The organism is Bacillus sp. FSL H8-0547, assembly GCA_038002745.1.
In the GTDB taxonomy this organism is placed as follows: domain Bacteria; phylum Bacillota; class Bacilli; order Bacillales; family Bacillaceae; genus Bacillus_P.
Genome location: JBBODD010000001.1, coordinates 1,266,479 through 1,285,869 on the forward strand (window position 1 = coordinate 1,266,479; position 19,391 = coordinate 1,285,869).

The 19,391-nt window shown below is 45.8% G+C and carries 21 protein-coding genes; 8 read left to right on the top strand and 13 right to left on the bottom strand.

Features of this window, described 5'->3' with window-relative positions:
* Positions 1–109: 109 nt before the first annotated feature.
* From MHB63_06100 to MHB63_06110, 3 genes are read right to left on the bottom strand one after another with little or no spacing between them, the layout of a single operon-like run.
* Positions 110–1,330, bottom strand: coding sequence for an iron-containing alcohol dehydrogenase (locus tag MHB63_06100; protein ID MEK3806150.1), 1,221 nt, complete (start codon positions 1,328–1,330; stop codon positions 110–112).
* On the bottom strand, positions 1,330–2,874 hold the full coding sequence (locus MHB63_06105; protein MEK3806151.1) for an aldehyde dehydrogenase family protein: 1,545 nt from the start codon (positions 2,872–2,874) through the stop codon (positions 1,330–1,332). Before MHB63_06105 ends, MHB63_06100 begins: the two co-directional genes overlap by 1 nt.
* A gap of 21 nt (positions 2,875–2,895) precedes the next feature.
* Positions 2,896–3,786, bottom strand: a complete 891-nt coding sequence (locus MHB63_06110; GenBank protein ID MEK3806152.1) for a R2-like ligand-binding oxidase — start codon at positions 3,784–3,786, stop codon at positions 2,896–2,898.
* A gap of 123 nt (positions 3,787–3,909) precedes the next feature.
* Here MHB63_06110 and MHB63_06115 point away from each other — a divergent pair, with 123 nt between their 5' ends.
* Positions 3,910–4,581, top strand: a complete 672-nt coding sequence (locus tag MHB63_06115; protein MEK3806153.1) for a LuxR C-terminal-related transcriptional regulator — start codon at positions 3,910–3,912, stop codon at positions 4,579–4,581.
* A gap of 166 nt (positions 4,582–4,747) precedes the next feature.
* Positions 4,748–5,035, top strand: a complete 288-nt coding sequence (locus tag MHB63_06120; GenBank protein ID MEK3806154.1) for a 2-acyl-glycerophospho-ethanolamine acyltransferase — start codon at positions 4,748–4,750, stop codon at positions 5,033–5,035.
* A gap of 59 nt (positions 5,036–5,094) precedes the next feature.
* On the opposite strand, the gene MHB63_06125 is transcribed toward MHB63_06120, so the two are convergent.
* Entirely contained in the window at positions 5,095–5,517 is a 423-nt protein-coding gene (locus MHB63_06125; protein MEK3806155.1) for a GNAT family N-acetyltransferase, read from the bottom strand.
* 86 nt (positions 5,518–5,603) lie between these two features.
* Between MHB63_06125 and MHB63_06130 the strand changes: the two genes are divergently transcribed.
* A complete protein-coding gene (locus MHB63_06130) occupies positions 5,604–5,876 on the top strand; it encodes an acylphosphatase (GenBank protein ID MEK3806156.1) in 273 nt (90 codons plus the stop codon).
* Here the strand turns inward: MHB63_06130 and MHB63_06135 are convergent.
* The 5 genes from MHB63_06135 to MHB63_06155 all read right to left on the bottom strand — a co-directional run bounded on the left by MHB63_06135 (position 5,866) and on the right by MHB63_06155 (position 9,910).
* Positions 5,866–6,003 carry a hypothetical protein gene (locus MHB63_06135; GenBank protein MEK3806157.1) on the bottom strand — a complete coding sequence of 46 codons (138 nt, stop codon included), beginning with the start codon at positions 6,001–6,003 and terminating at the stop codon, positions 5,866–5,868. The genes MHB63_06130 and MHB63_06135 overlap by 11 nt on opposite strands.
* Positions 6,000–6,881 (bottom strand): AraC family transcriptional regulator, encoded by an 882-nt coding sequence (locus tag MHB63_06140; protein MEK3806158.1) that lies wholly within the window; start codon positions 6,879–6,881, stop codon positions 6,000–6,002. Before MHB63_06140 ends, MHB63_06135 begins: the two co-directional genes overlap by 4 nt.
* 102 nt (positions 6,882–6,983) lie before the next feature.
* On the bottom strand, positions 6,984–7,439 hold the full coding sequence (locus tag MHB63_06145) for a hypothetical protein (GenBank protein MEK3806159.1): 456 nt from the start codon (positions 7,437–7,439) through the stop codon (positions 6,984–6,986).
* Positions 7,440–7,455: 16 nt separating this feature from the next.
* On the bottom strand, positions 7,456–8,166 hold the full coding sequence (locus MHB63_06150) for an alpha/beta hydrolase (protein ID MEK3806160.1): 711 nt from the start codon (positions 8,164–8,166) through the stop codon (positions 7,456–7,458).
* A gap of 655 nt (positions 8,167–8,821) precedes the next feature.
* Complete coding sequence (locus MHB63_06155) at positions 8,822–9,910, bottom strand: nitric oxide synthase oxygenase (GenBank protein ID MEK3806161.1); 1,089 nt, start codon at positions 9,908–9,910, stop codon at positions 8,822–8,824.
* A 413-nt stretch (positions 9,911–10,323) separates the two neighbouring features.
* Here MHB63_06155 and MHB63_06160 point away from each other — a divergent pair, with 413 nt between their 5' ends.
* The 4 genes from MHB63_06160 (at position 10,324) to MHB63_06175 (ending at position 14,380) form a co-directional block, all read left to right on the top strand.
* Complete coding sequence (locus MHB63_06160) at positions 10,324–11,964, top strand: PTS transporter subunit IIBC (protein ID MEK3806162.1); 1,641 nt, start codon at positions 10,324–10,326, stop codon at positions 11,962–11,964.
* Positions 11,965–11,967: 3 nt separating this feature from the next.
* On the top strand, positions 11,968–12,759 hold the full coding sequence (locus MHB63_06165) for an endonuclease/exonuclease/phosphatase family protein (protein MEK3806163.1): 792 nt from the start codon (positions 11,968–11,970) through the stop codon (positions 12,757–12,759).
* A 121-nt stretch (positions 12,760–12,880) separates the two neighbouring features.
* Positions 12,881–13,693: a YihY/virulence factor BrkB family protein gene (locus MHB63_06170; GenBank protein ID MEK3806164.1), complete on the top strand. Its 813-nt coding sequence runs from the start codon at positions 12,881–12,883 to the stop codon at positions 13,691–13,693.
* An 81-nt stretch (positions 13,694–13,774) separates the two neighbouring features.
* Entirely contained in the window at positions 13,775–14,380 is a 606-nt protein-coding gene (locus tag MHB63_06175; GenBank protein ID MEK3806165.1) for a VTT domain-containing protein, read from the top strand.
* Between the two features lie 30 nt (positions 14,381–14,410).
* On the opposite strand, the gene MHB63_06180 is transcribed toward MHB63_06175, so the two are convergent.
* The 3 genes from MHB63_06180 to MHB63_06190 all read right to left on the bottom strand — a co-directional run bounded on the left by MHB63_06180 (position 14,411) and on the right by MHB63_06190 (position 17,018).
* A complete protein-coding gene (locus MHB63_06180; GenBank protein MEK3806166.1) occupies positions 14,411–15,763 on the bottom strand; it encodes an amino acid permease in 1,353 nt (450 codons plus the stop codon).
* 89 nt (positions 15,764–15,852) lie between these two features.
* Complete coding sequence (locus tag MHB63_06185; protein MEK3806167.1) at positions 15,853–16,569, bottom strand: 5-formyltetrahydrofolate cyclo-ligase; 717 nt, start codon at positions 16,567–16,569, stop codon at positions 15,853–15,855.
* The gene (locus MHB63_06190) at positions 16,566–17,018 is read right to left on the bottom strand and encodes a GNAT family N-acetyltransferase (protein MEK3806168.1); all 453 of its coding nucleotides are present in this window, start codon (positions 17,016–17,018) and stop codon (positions 16,566–16,568) included. The genes MHB63_06185 and MHB63_06190 overlap by 4 nt, the downstream gene beginning before the upstream one ends.
* A 135-nt stretch (positions 17,019–17,153) precedes the next feature.
* On the opposite strand from MHB63_06190, the gene MHB63_06195 reads away from it, so the two are divergent.
* Positions 17,154–18,170: an NADP-dependent oxidoreductase gene (locus MHB63_06195; GenBank protein MEK3806169.1), complete on the top strand. Its 1,017-nt coding sequence runs from the start codon at positions 17,154–17,156 to the stop codon at positions 18,168–18,170.
* A 442-nt stretch (positions 18,171–18,612) separates the two neighbouring features.
* Here the strand turns inward: MHB63_06195 and MHB63_06200 are convergent, their stop codons facing one another.
* Positions 18,613–19,380 carry a DeoR/GlpR family DNA-binding transcription regulator gene (locus MHB63_06200; protein MEK3806170.1) on the bottom strand — a complete coding sequence of 256 codons (768 nt, stop codon included), beginning with the start codon at positions 19,378–19,380 and terminating at the stop codon, positions 18,613–18,615.
* Positions 19,381–19,391: the final 11 nt, after the last annotated feature.

Consider the following 19,391-nt stretch of genomic DNA (forward strand, 5'->3'; position numbering starts at 1 on the left):
CAAGCGCTTGATGGTTCCTATAACAACCTTCAGTACCACCAAACTTCATCCCCACGCGCTTGATGGCATCAAACTCTATCAGATGTCCGCCATCCCGCTGCCCATTCCATCAACTCGTAACCCCCGCACCTGCAGGGAGCACTTTCTGGCTGATCGCCTGTATCAGTTCCGGCGGCATTGGGAAGGAAACCGCAGCCGGATCCATTGCAACAGCCTTCACGATTTTCTCCGTATCTTGAGGCGCAACACTGTAGTCTCCAAAATCAGACGGCAATCCTGTTTTCTTCTGCATCAGCCTGATTTTTTCAACAACTCGCTCTAATACCGCCTCCGGATCCTTTTCCCCGCTTCCAACATTCAGTGCCTCTGCCAGTTGATGGATTTTAGGCGTATACAGAGCAGGTATTGTCTCCATAACGGCAGGCAGGAAGACAGCATTGGCTAATCCGTGCGGAATTCGGTACATGGCCCCGTATGCATGGGCAAAATTGTGCACCGGAATGGCATTAAGCGCAAAGCTGAAGGCTGTGATTCCCATGAGACTTGCATGGAGCATGTCCATTCTTGCCTTCAGGTTCTCCCCGTCCTCCACGGCTTTCACCAGATTCTGTTCAATCAGGCGGACGGCATGCAGGGCGTATGCATCCGTCAGCGCAGTTGCATTAGGCGATGCATAGGCTTCAATCGCATGGGTCAGAGCATCAAAGCCTGTGAATGCTGTAATAAACGCCGGCAGTCCCGTCGTCAGATCTGGATCCAGGACCGCAATGTCGGCACTGATAAACGGATTGATTATATTTGTTTTCAGCTTCAGATCTTCGTTGTAGATAACGGCAATTGGCGAAACCTCAGATCCGGTTCCAGCTGTTGTCGGTATGGCAATATGCGGGATCGGCATGTGCGTAGCTTCCGGAAACGACTCCATGACAAATCCTCCGGGAATCGCGTCCTTGATGCTTGTTAACCCTTTGTGCAGACAGTATTTCACCCCTTTAACTGTATCAAGCACACTACCTCCGCCTACCGCGAGAAGTGCATCGGCACCGTGTTCCCTGGCAAAGCGCAGCGCCTGATCAACACAGCTGCTCTCTGCATCCTGCCTGATATCCGTGTACACACCTGCAAGCACAGGACCGTTTCCGTGACCTGCCAGCGTGAAAATGGAAGCCACTTTTTCCACTACTCCCGCTTTTTCAAGGCCTTTATCACTGAACAGCACGACCCGCTTTGCTCCAAGCCCCCTGAATAGATCCGGGACCATCGCCCGTGTATTGGATCCGCTGTAGATTCCCGAACGCAGCATAAATTGTGAAAAAGTTGTCGTCAGCATCACTTCTCACCTCGCGTTTCAGCTTTTTCAGAAAACAGAATGCCGTACCAATTCCGCTTATGAAGATCTGTCACCATAGACGTATGCACGTGTTTTACTTGTGTATAGGCATCAAGAGAATGCTTCCCCATCTCCCTGCCAATGCCGCTCTGCTTGTATCCGCCGAACGGTGCATCATTCCGCAGCATATGCCAGTCGTTGATCCAGACAACCCCAGCCTGCAGCTTTCTGGCAGCTTCATAGGCTTTATTCACATCTCTCGTCCAGACACCTGCAGCAAGACCGTAAATGGTATCGTTCGCCATCGCAATGACTTCATCCATACTGCTGTACTTGATGACGCAAAGGACAGGACCGAATATCTCTTCTCTGGCGATTTTCATGTCGTTTGTCACGTTTGTGAAAATGGTCGGTTCAATGAAGGAACCGCCTTCACAGCCGGCCACAGAAATTTCTTTGCCGCCGCATACAATCTCAGCCCCTTCTTCAAGCCCCGAACGGATATAGGAAAGAACGGTTTCCTTCTGCTGTTTAGAGATAAGAGGACCCATATCAGATGCGGGATCGAGAGGATTTCCGGGCTTTATTTTTTTCGCCAGCTGCACAAGCCCTTCCACCACTTCATCATGCATGCTTTCATGGACGAACAGGCGGGTTCCTGATTCGCAAAGCTGTCCTGAATGGAGAAATACGCCGAAAAGACTTCCTGGCAAAGCAAGGGATAGATCCGCATCTTCAAGAAGGATGTTCGGAGACTTCCCTCCAAGCTCAAGGGTCGTATTTTTCACCGTATCAGCGGCAAGCTTCATGATGTTTCTGCCTACTTCTGTCGATCCTGTAAAAGCCACTTTATCCACGTTCGGGTGGCGCACCAGCGCTTCACCTGTTTCAGCACCGGGACCGGTGACAACATTGATGACACCAGGCGGAACAACCTTCGAGATGATTTCAGCCAATTTTAATGTCGACAGCGGCGTATAGCTTGCCGGTTTAATGACAATCGTATTTCCCATCGCAAGAGCAGGCGCTATTTTCCACGAGGCAATCAGCATCGGCATATTCCATGGAGTGATGGCTGCACACACTCCAACCGGCTCTCTCCAGATGAAATTATGGGCAGGGCCCGGAAACGGCGGTACAGGCAGTGTTTCAGAAAATGGATAATCAAGCACGAATTTGCCGAACGTCTGAAACAAGTCGGCCATCTGCAGAATGTCATTGGAGCTGATGCGCCTGATTGTTCCGCCTGAGCTGACGCATTCGAGATAGGAAAGTTCCTCCGCATGCTCTATAATCTGGTGGGCAATCGCATACATCACCTTGGAGCGGTCCTTCGGATTCATCTCTCTCCACTCCGCTTGATCAAAGGCAGCTCTTGCCGCCATCACAGCACGGTCAACATCCTCCGCCGTTCCTTTTGCAGCTTTTGCTATTACCTCGCCTGTTGCAGGATTGTGCACATCAAACCACTCGCCTGAAGCAGCACTCTCCCACTTTCCATTGATGAAAAGCGGCATTGTCAGCACGTCGACTTTCACACTCATTCGTTTCAGCCTCCTCTTTTTTTAAAGTACGCCAACCTCTTTTTCTGTCATTCTGTAAATCTCTTCGATTCTTTTTCCGCGCGCCCTTGCTAAAATATCCATGCGGACTGAGAGCTGCTTCATTGTAAAATTCATTGTATCGTCGATTGTGTGGCCGAACGCCGTCTGCCCGCCGGCTATGCCTTCCTGGTTCAGCTTAATGGCATACGGAGTAAGCTCCTCCATTTTTTGAGCTACTAAATCAAAAATCGAGTCATTCTCGCAAATAAGCCGCTGAAGCAGAAACGTCCCGTAGCCGATGTGCCTTGATTCATCCTTTTTCAGCAGACCAACACCTTTTAAAAGACCAGGCATAATATTTGCTTCCTCAAGCGACCGGTAAAATGAATAATAGCCCGTTTCAGCAAGAACACCCTCTACGAACATGTTGTAGACAGTCGACGCTTCGGCAATGGCTTCCTGCGACTGATCATGGAGCAGCCTGTCCATTGTCCGGGGCAGCAGCTCGTAAAAAATCTCTTTATATGTGTCTGTATGATAGACGGACAGATCCCCGGTTTCCCCGATTGCATTTAAAGCAAGCCTGAAAAATTCGGTATGCTTTGCTTCCTCAAATAAAAACGTTGTTAAATACATCTCTTCTTCCAGGCGGCCTTCCTTGGCAATCGCCATCATCAGCGGCAGCAAATCAAGCGTGACCGCCTCTTCTCCTGCCTGAAACTGTGAAATCAACCTCAAGACTTCTGTCCTCTGATCCTGATTCATGCCCTGCCAGTCCCGCTGATCCTGTGAAAAATCAATGTCAGACGGGTTCCAAATTCCAAAACGCTTCGCTTTTTGATAAAGTCTGAACGGGAGAGAGTCCTCCTGAATGCCCCGCGCACTCGTGGTAATGATTTCACGCTTATTCATCGCTACCTCCTGAAAACTTTTTTTCAAAAACACGGCTTCACGTTTGTAAGTGCTTACATAACTATTTTACAATGAGAAGTGGAACCCTCATATTCCTGAAAAAGTAGGGGAGGAAATTGTCGAATGATAGATTCCAGAGTGAGAGATTATGTACGTGAAACACATAAGATCCATGACTTTTCCCAAAAATGCGAACGGATGGTCCTTGGGTGCATCCGCTTCTTCCCATTCAAGCGGGCAACCCTCTTTACATACTCCGCCTTCAGTAATATCGGTGAAGGCCTCATCCAGGCAGAAGAAGGAAAAATCACCTCAGTCAAATGGATCAAAGAAGATGTCCGCACCATTCCGCCTGTCTATCATGCTCTCAAAAACAACAAGCTCCGGCTCCTTGACCTCACAGAAAGCAACGTCTCTTTTCCCGAAAAATACATTCAGCAATATGACCTCTCAACCATTGCCGTCATCCCGATCAGCCAGTCCAACCATGTCATCGGCTGTGTTCTGGCCGATCAGTACACAGGCTGCAGCCAGTCCATCCATACTCAGCTCGAGCAGCTTTCCAGCTACTTTCAGGAATTTTTCACACACCGGCCTGCGCACAGGCTCAGCAGGCGGGAAACCGAAGTCCTTCAGTACCTCGCAAACGGCCTCTGCATGAAAGAAATGGCGCACTCCATGAACATCAGTGAATACACCGTCCGCGATTACCTGAGCGCCGTCATTCGAAAACTCGGCGTCAGGCACAGAGCAGAAGCTGTGGCGGAGGGATTGAGAAGGGGGATCATTTTATGAAGAAAGTGGCTGCTGTCGAAAGTACTGGAAGCCGGAACTGGACACTGCTGAAATACCGATGCAGTTTGGGCTGAACAGGCAGAAAAATAAAAACCCTGCACAAGAGTCAGAACCTGACTTTTTGCAGGGTTTGCTTTAACCTTAAAGTGAAAGGAGAGATAGACAGATGGAAAGGGAAAAACTAAAAATATTCACTGACATTTCGTTCTATATTGCTCTTTTCGCATTAATCTCTATTCCGTGTTCTGTTTATATCTCTGGACTGAGTATATTGGGACTTCTTGCATTTTTTGCTACCTTTATCGGGATTCCATTAAGTATTCTTTCAATGTTCAGCAAAGAGAGTGCAGGTAAGAGAATGTTTGCATTGCTTGTAAATTTACTGCCTCTAAGTATTATGGTATATGCTTTAATAGCAGAATTTACAGATGAATTTCTTCGAAGCGCTCCTTAAATACGGGCAAAATCGTAACTTTAATCGAAAAAGATGCATATGAGTTCTTCTCCAAAACTCTACCCAAGCGGGATCCCCATCACCGGACGCCTCATGCACTCATCCGTCTCAAACCCGAACTGTCTGTAAAGCCCGTGTGCATCCTTTGTGGCTAGCCCGAACTTTGTGTTGATTGTATCCGGATGATCCAGAACACATTGTACGAGCCATTTTCCGAGCCCTTCTCCTCTTGCACTGTCATCAATGACTACATCCATCAGCCAGGAGAAGACGGCGCGGTCTGTTATGACTCTTGCAAACCCAAGCTGGGTGCCGCTGCTGTCATAGAGTCCGAAACTGAGTGAATTCCGCACGCTTTCTTCGATTACGTGAACGGGCCTGTCTTTTGCCCAGTACTGGTTGCCGATCCATCCGGCAATCTTGTCTAGTTGCAGCAGATTCTGTTCGTCTGATACGAAAAACCCTTCTTTTTTCCAGATCATCCTTACCATCTCCTTAAACGATCATCTGACTAGATTATAACGGATGTCTCAAGGGTATTGTGATTGTAATGGAGGTGATTTTTGACATGAAAACCATTCATCTAATTGTTCACGGCCACGTCCAGGGTGTCGGATTCCGTTATTTCGCTCAGTCCGCTGCCCAATCCGAAAAAGTAACCGGCTGGGTGAAAAATAAAGAAGACGGCACAGTCGAAGCTGTAGCGCAGGGTACGGAAAACCAGCTGGATTCCTTCGTCCATACCCTGCGTTCTGGAAACCGCTATGCACAGGTGGAGGAGATTAAAGTCAGCGAGGTAGAACAAGACCAGACACACGCCGGATTCAAAATCATCCGCTAGATGTTTTTTTCAGCTTCGCTTTCTTTATGACGGCTCCTATGACAACCCCTGTCAACAGGAGTCCGCCTCCAATCCAGATGCTGCCAAAGTGCAGAAGGCTTTTTCCGAGTGCTGCTAATCCGCTCATGCCAATTCCTCCTCAAATGATAGGTTTGCAGGCTCATCATGAAGGTGAGAGGTAAATTCGATGTTTGTAGTAGGAACCGTCTCGTCAACTTCTTCAAATTTCAGCTCGTCCACCCACATTCTTCCCGCTCCTGACAGAAGCGCTCCAATAGAAATGACCGCACTTTCTTCCGGTATATCAAGGACGATGGAGCAATAGTGCCATTCAGTATCCTTCGTAATCGGTCTGTCTCCCATATTGTCAAAGCGCAAAACATCCTGAAGGGCATTGTCCACTCTCATCCACATTCCGCAAAAGCCGTCCAGATTTTCAGCACGAATAAACCCAGAGAACTTATAGCGTTTGCCCTTATACTTATCCGCTTTTATTTCCTGCATCATCGTTGCAAATTCACCCTGATGCTGCACGCTTTTGGCAGCTAAATACCCTGAACTTTTCCCTGAATGATAGACTTTCCTGTCCAGTCCCATTTCGTAATTGAAGGGATGACTGCCGCTTAGGACCCATCCTTTAACACCTTGATTCTCCATTGAAATTTCCTCCTTCTGCATCGTCAGGCTCGCCATTATTTTCCGGTAAGTGCCCGGCGGCAGCCTGTATATTTTTTTAAATGCCCTAGTGAATGATTCCTGGCTTTCAAATTGATAGGAAAGAGCAATATCAAGTATTTTTTCATCAGTATAAAGCAGCATTTTCGCTGCATCCGCTATGCGCCTAATTCTTACATATTCAGAGGGGGTCATTCCAAACTCCCTCTGGAAAAGCCTGTGAAAGTGGAATTTCGAGTACCCGGCCTCACGGGCAATCGTCTCAAGCGGCAGCTCTTCCTGAAGATGATGTTCGATAAACGCAATCGTTTTTTGAAAGGCTGTATCCATTTCCTCACCTCTTACTTGAAAGTTTACCAGGAAAACTTCTCCTTTTTTTGATTTTTCTTGCTAAAAAAGAACCCCTTTTGATAACAGGAGTTCCGCCATGCATCATTCGATTTCAATTTTTCCAACGTATTGCGCCAAACCTCTGTCAGCATCAAGCTCCACTTCAAGGATGTACTCTCCTTTTTCTTCGGGAAAAGTAAAGGAACGCTGTTTATCTAAGGGCAATTCCTGCTCAGTGCCATTTTTCCAGAGCGCAGCTTCAAGATTTTCCACCATGAAATCCTCACTGTCAAACAGCAGATCTATTTTCTGGCCCGGCTGGAAGGCCAGCTTCTTTTGCTCATTAGCATACGACAGAACGTCGTCAATTCTTTTTTCCTCAAGCTTGCTGTTTTCACCCGTCCACTTGATGTTTGCCTCTGTCAGCTTTTCAGACTGGGAACTGTCCGAAGCGGATAAAGTTACGGAAGGCGGGGTGAAATCGTAGTCTTCTGCAATACAGCCTGATAGTAAAACCACTAGAAAAATGCTTGTGATGACTTTCAATCTTATTCTCATAATCTCCCTCTTCATCTTAAGAGTTTTTCAGGAACGCATGCAGCGTCTGAGAATAGAGGTCAGGCTGCTCCCTGTGTACAAGATGTCCGGCAAATGGAATGACAGCGATATGGATTGCTGAGTGCAGCTGTTTATACGCAACAACAGCCTCGACTTCCAGCTCCTGATTTTCACCAACGAGACATAAAACCGGAATCTCTATGCCGGAAACATCGCCTGTCGCGTGAAAAGGATAAAAGTCAGCTTCATTAAAAGATTGCAGCAGGGATTTCCAGTCATTCTCCCCGTGGATTTCGTTCAAGAACGCAACAGCTTCTTCATTCGCAAACAAGTGCTCATACTGTTCTGCTTCTTCTTTTAACAGTTCAGCCCAGTTAACAGGCTCTTTCGGGAGAACTCCTGAAAAACAAAGTGATTTCACTTTCTCAGGGTACTCTTTTGCAAAAAGTAATGCAGTTATTCCCCCTACAGAAACCCCTGCTATGTGGCACCGCTCAATCCCGAGATGGTCAATCGTTTCTTTCAAATCCTGCACGCATTGAACAAAATAGTGATCAATCTTTCCATGCGACCTACCGTGCCCCCGCAAATCAGGTCTGATCACTTTGAAGTTTTCCGCTGAAAAAAACTCGCTCTGCTCATTATATTCCGTATCACCTGTCATTCCGCCAGAATGAATAAGGACGAGCGGTTCTCCCTCTCCCGATACATATGTATGCAAAATCATCCATGCTTCCCCCTGTGCATGACCGTATTTACCGGCCATCATTATATATGTAAAATCATGCTTCCCCAGTACAACAAACTCATTGTAAAAAAAACAAACGTAAATACTTTTGCCTTTTCGGGCAATTTCCCTTTGAAGAAAATAAAGCCAATGCCGGCCAATATGTGAAAGCTGATAAAAAGGAGAAAATTCATTTGGTTCACCTCTTTAAGACTAGAAAGCCTTTGGCACTTGCTTATTACTGAGTACACGATTTATATTACTGCACTTATCCCCCACTCCGGACTCACTCTAAGTGTTCCTATCCTGCTTTTACTGCACTTATCTCCGCTCCGGACTCGCTCAAAGTGTTCTTATCCTGCTTTTACAACACTTATCTTCGCTCCGGAGTCACCCTAAATGTTCTTATCCTGCTTTTACAACACTTATCTTCACTCCGGAGTCATCGTAAATGTTCTTATCCTGTTTTTACAGCACTTTCCCCATTCCGGACTCACTCTAAGTGTTCTAATCCTGCTCTTGCAGCACTCCCCTCAGCTCCGAAGCCACTCAAAATGCCCTTAACAAACTACCTTCATTTTCCATTTTATCACAATCAAAACATCCTCAATACAAAAAAACACCCGTCATTTAAAATGACGGATGCGCTGATCGATTAATAAGCTTTTTCCTGATAAAAATAATTCGGCTTCACGATTTTGTTTTTATACTGATTATGAAAGATGTGGGTTGCGGCGGGTGACATTGGCGGTATGAGCCAAGTCCAGTCACCTGTTACTTCGCGTCCCGCTGTTGATTCGTTGTGTTCGAAGCGTTTGAATTGCTGGGCTGCGGTATGGTGGTCGACGATGCTCGCGCCTGCTGTCTTGAAGGAGTGCAGCACGGCTCTGTTCAGTTCCACAAGGGCCCGGTCTTTCCATAGTGTTGCTTGAGATGACGTATCAAGCCTCATGAGCTCAGCCACTTTCGGCAGCAGGTTGTACCGGTTTTCATCGGCAAGGTTTCTGGCGCCGATCTCCGTTCCCATATACCATCCGTTAAAAGGAGCGGCCGGGAATGTGATGCCTCCGATTTCAAGCTTCATATCGGAAATAATCGGAACGGCGTACCACCTGGCCCCGAGTTCTTCAAGCTCGGGATAGTCAGGATGTGTAATCGGGACCTCCATGACGATTTCATCCGGGATTTCGTACCACACAGGCGCTCCCCCTGCGACTTCTATGACAAGCGGAAGGAGATCATAGGCTGTCCCCTTTCCTTTCCATCCGAGCGCGAGACATTCTTTTGTAAATGCAACTGAACCGGGGTCACCGACAACGCCTGAATCTGTCTCATACCCCGCGTATCTCAGCAGCTGATGATTCCAGATTCTCACAGGTGCCTGTCCATCCTGTTCCGGCTTAAAGATTGTGATTAACGGACGAATTCTTCCTCCGTTTGTTGCAAATTCTATATGTGAAAACAGCGCGTCCCTTATTTCCTCAGGTGTTTCAAGATGCCTTGCATCCGCAACGCGGAGTGTATTCCAGAACAGGCGGCCGATGCATTTGTTGCTGTTCCGCCAGGCCATTTTTGCGCCGTGCTCAAGTTCTTCTGACGTAAAATCAATGGTTCTGTTCCGTTCAAACCGGGATTTAACCTGAAGCAGGCGGGCAGTTGTTTCTTCTTCCGTTTTCTCAAGCTCCCGGTAGCACTCGATAATAAACTGCTCTGCTTCTGACATGATTTCAAGCTTGGTATTCATAAGAGCCTCCTAAATTGCCGGACTTCTATGTAAAGACTTACGTTATTTTTATGAAAATAGATCAGTTTTTTCTATATAAAGTATAGCATCTCACTTTGCACACACTTTTACTACAACCAACACTTTCATGAACTTTTCTATTCGGAAAAAACATTTTGCTGGCATCATCTTTTAAAACTATACATATCAAGGGGTTTACCTCATCTGGAAAAAGTATTCTATAAAAATATGAAAAAAGTATTATTTTTTTGTTGCAATGTGAAAGCCCTTTAATTAAAATAGGTTTATGCAAGCGATTGCACATTTTGCACTCATAGTTGCACACCACACATTAAAAAATAATGTAAGCGATTTTGCTATTAAATGAATTCGTTTACACCTATTATACTTACAGGAGAAAGAAGGACAAAAAGATGAAGAACTTATTATCATTCGATTTTTGGCAAAAGTTCGGTAAAGCCTTAATGGTCGTAGTAGCCGTAATGCCTGCAGCCGGTATCATGATCTCACTCGGCAAGCTTATTGCAATGACAGGCGGAGACATCACGCTCGTGCAAACGATTGCACGTGTTATGGAGGATATCGGATGGGGAATCATCACGAATCTTCACATTCTGTTCGCTGTAGCCATCGGGGGATCCTGGGCTAAAGAACGTGCAGGCGGAGCATTCGCAGCACTCATCGCATTCGTACTGATTAACCGCATCACAGGTGCTATCTTCGGAGTTAACGCTGCAATGCTTGCAGATCCTGAAGCAACAGTAAACTCTCTTTTCGGACAAGAACTGATTGTTAAAGATTACTTTACTTCTGTACTTGGCGCTCCTGCACTGAACATGGGCGTGTTCGTCGGAATCATCGCAGGTTTCCTTGGTGCAAACCTGTTCAATAAATATTACAACTACAGCAAGCTTCCTGAATCACTTTCATTCTTTAACGGTAAACGCTTTGTGCCTTTCGCAGTTATCGGCGGATCTGTTGTAACCGCTATCGTACTTTCACTAGTATGGCCGTTTATTCAAGGTTTACTTAACGACTTTGGACAATGGATTGCAACATCACGCAACACCGCTCCAGTTGTTGCACCATTTATCTTCGGTGCCCTTGAGCGTCTGCTTCTTCCATTCGGTCTTCACCACATGCTGACTGTACCGATGAACTATACGTCACTTGGCGGAACTTATCAAATTCTTACTGGCGGAAGCGCCGGTTCAACAGTTGCAGGTCAGGATCCGCTTTGGCTTGCATGGATTGCCGATCTGAACAACTTCCTAGCTGCAGGTGATACTGCAAGCTACAACAAACTGCTTGAAGAAGTAACTCCAGCCCGTTTCAAGGTTGGACAAATGATTCTTTCAACTGCTTCTCTTATCGGTATCGCTTTTGCCATGTACCGCAATGTTGATAAGGAAAAACGCACGAAATACAAATCAATGTTCCTATCTGCAGGTCTTGCAGTTTTCTTAACAGGTGTAACTGAGCCAATCGAATTTATGTTCATGTTCGCTGCACCGCTATTATATGTTGTATACGCAATTACAACAGGTCTTGCATTCGCAATCGTCGATATTATCGACATCCGCGTTCACTCATTTGGATTCATTGAGCTTCTGACTCGTACACCGATGATCATTAAAGCGGGATTATGGCTTGACCTTGTCAACTTCTTCCTTGCATGTGCCGTGTTCTTCGGACTGAACTTTGGAATTGCGAACTTCCTGATCAAACGTTTCAACTTCCCTACTCCGGGACGCAACGGAAACTACATCGATTCTGAAGAGCCTGCTGCAAAAACAACAGGTGAAGTAAACAAAGACTCTCAGGCTTCTGCGATTATTACTTTGCTTGGCGGTTCTGGTAATATTGAAGATGTAGATGCTTGTATGACACGTCTTCGCGTAACCGTTAAAGACCCTGAAATTGTTGCAAATGAAGCGCAATGGAAAGAAAACGGCGCGCTTGGGTTAATCATTAAAGACAAAGGCGTTCAAGCCATCTACGGACCGAAAGCAGATGTTTTAAAATCTGACATTCAAGATACGTTAGGAGCTTAAACGATGAAATTATTAACGCTTAATTGTCATTCCTGGCAAGAAGAAAATCAGATGGAAAAAATCAGGACGCTCGCGCTTGCCATCAAGGAACAGTCTTATGATGTGATTGCCCTTCAGGAGGTAAGCCAGCGGGTGGAAGAGCCCGTCCTGTATGACGGAGTCAAAAAAAACAATTATGCGTTAGTGCTGCTTGATGAACTGAAAAAACTTGGTGTTGCCGGATATGAGCTGGTATGGGGATTTGCCCATATCGGCTATCCGGGCTTTGAAGAAGGCTTAGCCATTCTGACAAAGCATCCGGTAGTTGACTCAGAAGTGTTCTCCGTCACAAAAGGCAAAAACACTGACTACTGGAAAACCCGTTCCATCGTCCGTGCGGATATTGACTATAACGGACAGGAAATTTCTTTTTACTCCTGTCACCTCGGCTGGTGGCACGATGAAGAGGAACCTTGCAAATACCAGCTCGACGCTCTTCTTCAAAAGGTTGACCTTGATAAGCCTTCCTTTTTAATGGGAGACTTCAACAACAGCGCCGAAGTAAGAGATGAAGGCTATGATTATCTTCTGTCACATGATTTGTATGACACGTACGAGCTTGCAGAAGACAAAGATTCAGGCATCACGGTAAAAGGAAAAATTGCCGGATGGGATGAAAATAAGAAAGATTTGAGAATTGACCTGATCCTTGTGAACAAGGAAGTCAACGTTCTTTCTTCAAAGGTTATTTTCAATGATGACAACAGACCGGTTGTATCTGACCATTACGGGGTTGAAACCGAAATCAGCATGTAATACCAGAGCTGCTTCTTTAAAAGAGGCAGCTTTTTTATGTTAGAGTGATCTTTTTTTCTCCACTTTGCGTTTATCCTGTCGTTCCCCCGGGAAACTATAAAGGTTATAGGGAGGCGGATGTATGAAAGACTTATTCAGAAGAATTCATCAGCATGAACTAAATGATCTCTCTGCAGTTATTGCATATTATTTACTTTTATCCCTGTTTCCGCTGCTTATTTTCTTAATCGCGCTGTTTCCTTATTTTTCACTTGATGTAACGCCGCTTCTGACATGGATTAATCACTATGTGCCTTCAGAGACAGCTGAGCTTTTAACGGAGCAGATCAGAAGCCTGTTCGGAGAAACCAACAGTTACATCCTTGCATTCGGCTTATTGGCTGCCTTATGGTCTGCAAGCAATGCTACACACATTCTAATCAGAGCGTTCAACCGGGCTCTTGAAATTAAAGAAACGCGTCCCTTTATCAAGGTGCGCATAGATGCCCTGCTGCTTGCCGCAGGGCTGATTATTACGATTACGATTGCATTGCTTCTGCCTGTATTCGGCAAAGTGATCATCAGCACATTAACGCGCTATGCACCGTTTCTTGAAGCCGTTAATCCGCTATTAAATCAAGCGAGATGGGTCATTTCCTTTTTCATGATTAATCTCGTCCTGCTTGCGCTGTATTACTTTGCCCCGAATGAAAAGCTGAAGTTTTTTGATATCTATTTCGGATCGCTGCTGGCAACAGTTCTTTGGACTTTAAGCTCTTACGGGTTTTCTTTCTATGTCGAAAACTTTAAAGCTTTTAACGCAGCATACGGAAGTTTGGGAGGCATTATCATTTTGCTCATCTGGATTTACTTTACCGCCTTTTCCATTCTGCTTGGCGGAGAAGTGAATGCGATGCGCGTCTGCAGGAGAAGGGATAAATTCTGCCCGGATTGATATTTCCTTAATACACCAGTTTGATAAATTTGGAAGCGGGTATTTCACTTAGAGAAGACGCATGAAGTGAAAGGAGACCGTATGCTTGATTTTGTAATCAATATGCTCAGGGAATTTGGAATTTGGGGATTGATGGCGGGACTTGCGATTGAAGCATCTTCTCTTCCATTTCCAGGCTCTCTTATCACCCTTGCCTATGGTTATCTGCTAGAGCTTTCATTTATTGAAATCATTCTGATAGCCCTTTTAGGAAGTGCTGTCTATACGATTTTCAGTTTTATCCCTTATTGGATTGGCTATAAATTAGAGCACAAAATGAAAAAGAAGCTGACGAAAAGGAAGAAAAACTTTGAAAAAACGCAGCGCTGGTTTAAAAAATGCGGACTTTGGAGCATCGCTCTCGCCCGTCCTTTCGGAATTGGGAACTACATTTCCTATGTCTCGGGACTTTCTAAAGTAAAGTGGGTCCCGTTTGCCGCTCTCACCTTTCTTGGAGTGTTGCCTTTAAATATAGCGATGCTCTGGCTCGGACAGCTTGGAAGCCTCAAAACGGTGACAGCCTTTATGTCAGAGATGCAGATGTATGTCCTGATAACAGCCGGTGCAGCTATCTTGCTTTTCTTCGTATGGCGTTATGTCAGCAAGAAAAAACAGTGCGCTCCAGCTGCGCAGCAGGAAACAAATTAAACAGAAAAAATCCAGGGGAAATCCCCTGGATTATTTTTTTGCCCCGACTGCATATAGGATAACCAGCAGCACGGCAACGCCAATTGCAATGATGGTTCCTGCGGGAGGAGAAGTAATTAGAATACCTGCCAGGATTGCAAGCAGGGCCACTAGCGAGAACCAGGAGGAGTACGGATAGCTTTTCACATAAAAGCCACGAAGCTCTTCCCCCTTTTTCCTGCTTTTCAAGTGGGCGACTGTCAGCAGAATCCAAATGGACAGAATCGCATAGCCCGGTACAACCATCAAGTAACCGAATGTCTTTTCCTCTGCAAAAACGGCAATGATCACACCGATGTATAGAAAGGATGTGCTCGCAAGCAGAGCTCTGACAGGGACCTTTTTAGCAGACAGCTTTGAGAAATAGGACGGTGCATTTCCGCTCAGCGCCTGCGTGTAAAGCAGTCTTGATGCTGCATACATGCCTGTATTCGCAGCAGATATGACGGCCGTCAAGAGGACAAAATTCATAAAGCCACCTACATAAGGAATGCCGATTCGGTCAAAAACTGAGACAAACGGGCTTTCCGCTCCTACCATATTCCACGGCATGAGGCTTACAATAATTAAGATTGGAAGAACATAAAAAACGAGAATCCTTACGATGACACTCCGTGCGGCTCTCGGTATCACTTTTTCAGGATTTTCCGTTTCACCGAGCGTCATGCCAATCATTTCTGTTCCGCCAAAAGAAAACATGACAACAAGCATGGAGGCTGCAATGCCTGAAATGCCAAACGGCAAGAAGCCGCCGTGCTCTGTCAGATTTGAAAATCCGGCTGCACTTCCCCCGCCGATCCCGGTAAAGATCAGGACACCGCCGAGAATGATGAAAAGTGTAAGAACCGTAATTTTAAGCGCTGCAAGCCAGTATTCCGTTTCACCGAAAATACCTACTGCAAACAAATTGATGACCGTAATCAGGATGGAAACACCAAGTGACAGCAGCCACATCGGCACATCCGGAAACCAGTATTTCAGGAAACCGGCCGCAGCAGCCATTTCCGCTGCCATAACCAGCATCCAGCTGATAAAATAAATCCATCCGGCAAAGAAGCCGGCAAACGGTCCGAGAATGGTCTCAATTAAATCTCTGAGCGTTTTTGCTTTCGGCTGATGAACAGCCATTTCCGCCATTGCCTGCATCACAAAATAAAGAATAATGCCTGCCAACAAGTACGAAATAATAACACCTGGGCCTGCAAGCTCAATCGATGAACTGCTTCCCTGAAAAATGCCTGCTCCAATGGCGCCGCCAAGTGCAATCATGGTGACGTGCCTTGATTTAAGCCCTCTGGCTAACTCGTCTTTTTGATCAGACGAATGGTCATGTTTATTGCTCATGCTCGTCTCTCCTCATATATGGTCTATGCTCTTTTGTCTTGCACGTGTTATCTTAACAAAAAAGCAGATACATGAAAACAGTGTACGTCTCAGTCCTTGTGCGTAAGGTTCCACACTTCCATTAAAACCGGCATCTCTTTCTTTTCATCCTCCGTTACAAGGTCCCATTGAATGCCGTCAGGCTTTTGATAGGGAGTATCTGTTTCAATGATTCCCTGTTCGGTTACGATATAGTCCACCGGCAAGTCATATGTATCAACCTTAAAGTCTTCGTCCGTTACCTGAATGCTGTGAATGGTCGAGATAACAGGAATGTCAGGGTTGCCAAGCTCTCTCATAATGGCATACTCGCGGTCTGAGTATCCCTCTCCTTTTCCAATTCTTCTCCCGTCCTTATGGACAGCAACAGAACCTGCGACAAACAGGTCAACCTTCGGCATCTCGGACAGAGAGATTTCCTTTCCATACTGCCTGATATTTTTTAAGCTTACAGCCTTCCTCTCTTCACCGGACGGGACCCATTCTCTTTTCAGCATAATAAATCCTGCTTTGAGCCTCGGTGTCGGAACGAGAAGGGTTTTTCCGTCCTTTATCACACGGGCTCTGAGAGGAAGCTGCGGGGCGTCGGGATTGATTTTGACAACCTCAGCCTGTTTGTAAATGTCCATCTGTGAAACAAGTTCAGCTGCTGCAGCCGCACCCTTAAAGTTCGGAATTCGGTTCTTCAGCGGAAACGGAAATCCTCCTAATTTTTCATCTTCGAGCCTTTGCCACTTATTCTGTCTGATTTCATCTTTTGTGATCATTGAAGCTCTTCTCCTCCTAATGTAAGCCGGTGTGTTGCATGGTCTGACTGAATTTTCCTGAATCCTGCACGCTCATAAAAACCGGCTGCTTCTTTTGTATCTGTTCGTAAACAAGCCTCTGAAAAGGTCGGAACCGCCTCACGTAATAGCGTTTGTAAGAGCAGGCTTCCCGCTCCTCTTCTCCTGTACTCTTTTCCTACATAAAATCTTCTGATTCTGCACATTCGTTCATCCTGATCGTACGAGTCACGGTTCAGTCCCCCGACAGCAATTAATTTATCATGATGAAACACGCCAAACAGCGCTTCACCCGGAAGACTGAACTTGTTTTTTCCGGTTTGGAAATCATGAACAAGCCTTTCAACAAAACGGAATCCCTCGCTTTTACTTTCCTCTAAAAGCGGTGTTATCTGTTCTTTTTGGAGTCTATTCATTCGTCTGACGATCATAGTGTTCCCTCCTTCATTAATTTTTTCCGCCCTGAAGGCTATTCTTTGCCTTGTAGCGGACAAGGTGATACGGTAGTAACAAATGTTCCAGTGCATAAAGACACCGGAGCAAACTTACAGAACCCAAGGAGGAATTTGAAGATGAGCCAAAAACAGATACTGCTTGCAGAACGCCCGTCGGGAAAGCCGACTGCTGAAACCTTCCGCTACACGGAAGTTCCTGTTCCATCACCCGAATCAGGACAAGTACTGATCCGCACTCTCTATCTGTCAGTCGATCCTTATATGCGCGGCCGGATGAATGAAGGGAAATCCTACGTTGCTCCTTTCGAGCTTAACCAGCCTATCTCAGGCGGGGTAGTCGGAGAAATTGTTGAAGCAAACGGCAGCAAGCTGAAAAAGGGAGACTTTGTCATCGGAAACCTCCCGTGGCAGGAATACTCTGTCGCAGGCGAAAATGAAGTTCGTCAGATTGACCCTTCTCTCGCGCCCATTCAGGCTTACCTCGGCATTCTTGGCATGCCCGGTTTGACCGCTTATTTTGGACTGCTCGACATCGGCAAGCCGAAAGAAGGCGAAACCGTGGTCGTATCAGGTGCTGCAGGAGCGGTTGGTTCAATTGTCGGACAGCTTGCTAAAATTAAAGGCGCCCGTGTTGTAGGAATTGCCGGATCAGATGAAAAGATTTCTTATTTGATTGATGAACTTGGATTTGACGCTGCCATCAACTATAAAACACAGAACGTCGGCAAAGCGCTTGAAGAGGCATGCCCGAACGGAGTAGATGTCTACTATGATAATGTAGGCGGAGAAATTTCGGAAGCCGTTCATAAACTTCTGAACAAATTTGCCCGTATTCCTGTTTGCGGAGCAATCTCCACTTATAATTCAGACGGCAAAGACGTCGGTCCCCGCATCGAATCAACGCTGATTAAATCAAGCGTCCTGATGCAGGGCTTTGTTGTAGGCGACTTTTCCTCCCGCTTCGGCGAAGGCGCAAGAGAGCTTGGCGGCTGGCTGAAAGAAGGAAGACTGAAGTATGAAGAGACAATCGTTGAAGGCTTTGAAAACATTCCCCAGGCATTCCTTGGCTTGTTCGAGGGCACGAACCTCGGCAAGCAGCTTGTGAAGGTTGCAGATCCTTCTGCTTGATTGCTGATACATGATAGAAAAAATCCCCCAAAATGTCCGGATTCCGGATGATGGGGGATTTTTTCTTTTCGCAGCCTGACAAATTCACCAGAATATCGTGCCAATCGCTTCCGTTCATTGATTCATCGCGAACATAAGCCGGTTTGCTGCCAGCTATTACTGGTTTACTACCAACTACGAATGGTTTACTACCGACTATTGCTGATTTACTACCAACTAAGACTGATTTACTGCCGACTATTGCCCCTTTACTACCAACTATCGGTTTACTGCCAACAATCATTTATTTACTGACAACTATTGCTTGTTCACTACCAACTACGACTGATTTACTGCCGACTATTCCTCATTTACTACCAACTATAGGTTTACTGCAAGCTTTTCCTGATATACTGCACTGCCCCTCTAATTACAAAACAGGCTGCCGGGGCAGCCTGTTTGTTCAGCTTATGATCCATTCACAGGGAAGCTCCCAGCCATCCGGCAAGCCCGCATCTGAAATCAATTTATCTATTTTTTCAATAGGAACCATTTTGAAGTTTGCGCGAAGACCGACTTTAGAGGAGTCTGCCAGGACAAATACTTCAGAGGCATTTTGAATAAAAATCTTTGAAAGAACCGCTTTCTCCATATCGTAGCATGTTATGCCTGCATCCGCTGAAATGCCGTCTATAGCAATAAATGCTTTATCTACATAGAATTCCTTAGCCATTTGCTCTGCCATCACACCAGATGAGCGATAATGCTTGCTTCTCACACTTCCGCCGATAAATATAACCTCACCATCAAAAAGGTTTTTGTTTGAATAGGAAATTAATAAGGCTGCAGCCGGGAAAGAGTTTGTAATAACCGTGATATTGGGACACCCGCATAATGGGGCAATCATCTGAAGGGTTGTGCTTCCCTCATCGATGAAAATCACGTCGCCTTCTTTGATGTACGAAACAGCTTTTTTAGCGATTCTGTTTTTTTCTTCTATCCTAGTAACCTCACGTTCAAAAAGTCCGGGTTCTTCCGTTTCATCAGACAGTCTGACGGCTCCCCCGTGTACTTTTTTCAGTTTGTTTTCCTGCTCAAGGTCCTCTAGATAGCGTCTGATTGTTTCTGTCGACACATTAAACTCTTTTGCAAGATCATTGACCTTTACTCTGCCCTGCTTTTCAATGATTTCAGTAATGAGACGTTTTCTTTCCTCTGCTAATAAAGACATTTGAAAAACTC

Excerpts from the sequence above, each read along its gene's own strand:
- MHB63_06190 (MEK3806168.1), bottom strand. The coding sequence starts at position 17,018 with ATGATCGTCAGACGAATGAATAGACTCCAAAAAGAACAGATAACACCG.
- MHB63_06180 (MEK3806166.1), bottom strand. The coding sequence starts at position 15,763 with ATGAGCAATAAACATGACCATTCGTCTGATCAAAAAGACGAGTTAGCC.
- MHB63_06140 (MEK3806158.1), bottom strand. The coding sequence starts at position 6,881 with ATGGATACAGCCTTTCAAAAAACGATTGCGTTTATCGAACATCATCTT.
- MHB63_06170 (MEK3806164.1), top strand. The coding sequence starts at position 12,881 with ATGAAAGACTTATTCAGAAGAATTCATCAGCATGAACTAAATGATCTC.
- MHB63_06130 (MEK3806156.1), top strand. The coding sequence starts at position 5,604 with ATGAAAACCATTCATCTAATTGTTCACGGCCACGTCCAGGGTGTCGGA.
- MHB63_06100 (MEK3806150.1), bottom strand. The coding sequence starts at position 1,330 with ATGCTGACGACAACTTTTTCACAATTTATGCTGCGTTCGGGAATCTAC.
- MHB63_06185 (MEK3806167.1), bottom strand. The coding sequence starts at position 16,569 with ATGATCACAAAAGATGAAATCAGACAGAATAAGTGGCAAAGGCTCGAA.
- MHB63_06135 (MEK3806157.1), bottom strand. The coding sequence starts at position 6,003 with ATGAGCGGATTAGCAGCACTCGGAAAAAGCCTTCTGCACTTTGGCAGC.
- MHB63_06125 (MEK3806155.1), bottom strand. The coding sequence starts at position 5,517 with ATGATCTGGAAAAAAGAAGGGTTTTTCGTATCAGACGAACAGAATCTG.
- MHB63_06165 (MEK3806163.1), top strand. The coding sequence starts at position 11,968 with ATGAAATTATTAACGCTTAATTGTCATTCCTGGCAAGAAGAAAATCAG.
- MHB63_06115 (MEK3806153.1), top strand. The coding sequence starts at position 3,910 with ATGATAGATTCCAGAGTGAGAGATTATGTACGTGAAACACATAAGATC.
- MHB63_06105 (MEK3806151.1), bottom strand. The coding sequence starts at position 2,874 with ATGAGTGTGAAAGTCGACGTGCTGACAATGCCGCTTTTCATCAATGGA.
- MHB63_06120 (MEK3806154.1), top strand. The coding sequence starts at position 4,748 with ATGGAAAGGGAAAAACTAAAAATATTCACTGACATTTCGTTCTATATT.
- MHB63_06175 (MEK3806165.1), top strand. The coding sequence starts at position 13,775 with ATGCTTGATTTTGTAATCAATATGCTCAGGGAATTTGGAATTTGGGGA.
- MHB63_06160 (MEK3806162.1), top strand. The coding sequence starts at position 10,324 with ATGAAGAACTTATTATCATTCGATTTTTGGCAAAAGTTCGGTAAAGCC.
- MHB63_06145 (MEK3806159.1), bottom strand. The coding sequence starts at position 7,439 with ATGAGAATAAGATTGAAAGTCATCACAAGCATTTTTCTAGTGGTTTTA.
- MHB63_06110 (MEK3806152.1), bottom strand. The coding sequence starts at position 3,786 with ATGAATAAGCGTGAAATCATTACCACGAGTGCGCGGGGCATTCAGGAG.
- MHB63_06200 (MEK3806170.1), bottom strand. The coding sequence starts at position 19,380 with ATGTCTTTATTAGCAGAGGAAAGAAAACGTCTCATTACTGAAATCATT.
- MHB63_06150 (MEK3806160.1), bottom strand. The coding sequence starts at position 8,166 with ATGATTTTGCATACATATGTATCGGGAGAGGGAGAACCGCTCGTCCTT.
- MHB63_06155 (MEK3806161.1), bottom strand. The coding sequence starts at position 9,910 with ATGAATACCAAGCTTGAAATCATGTCAGAAGCAGAGCAGTTTATTATC.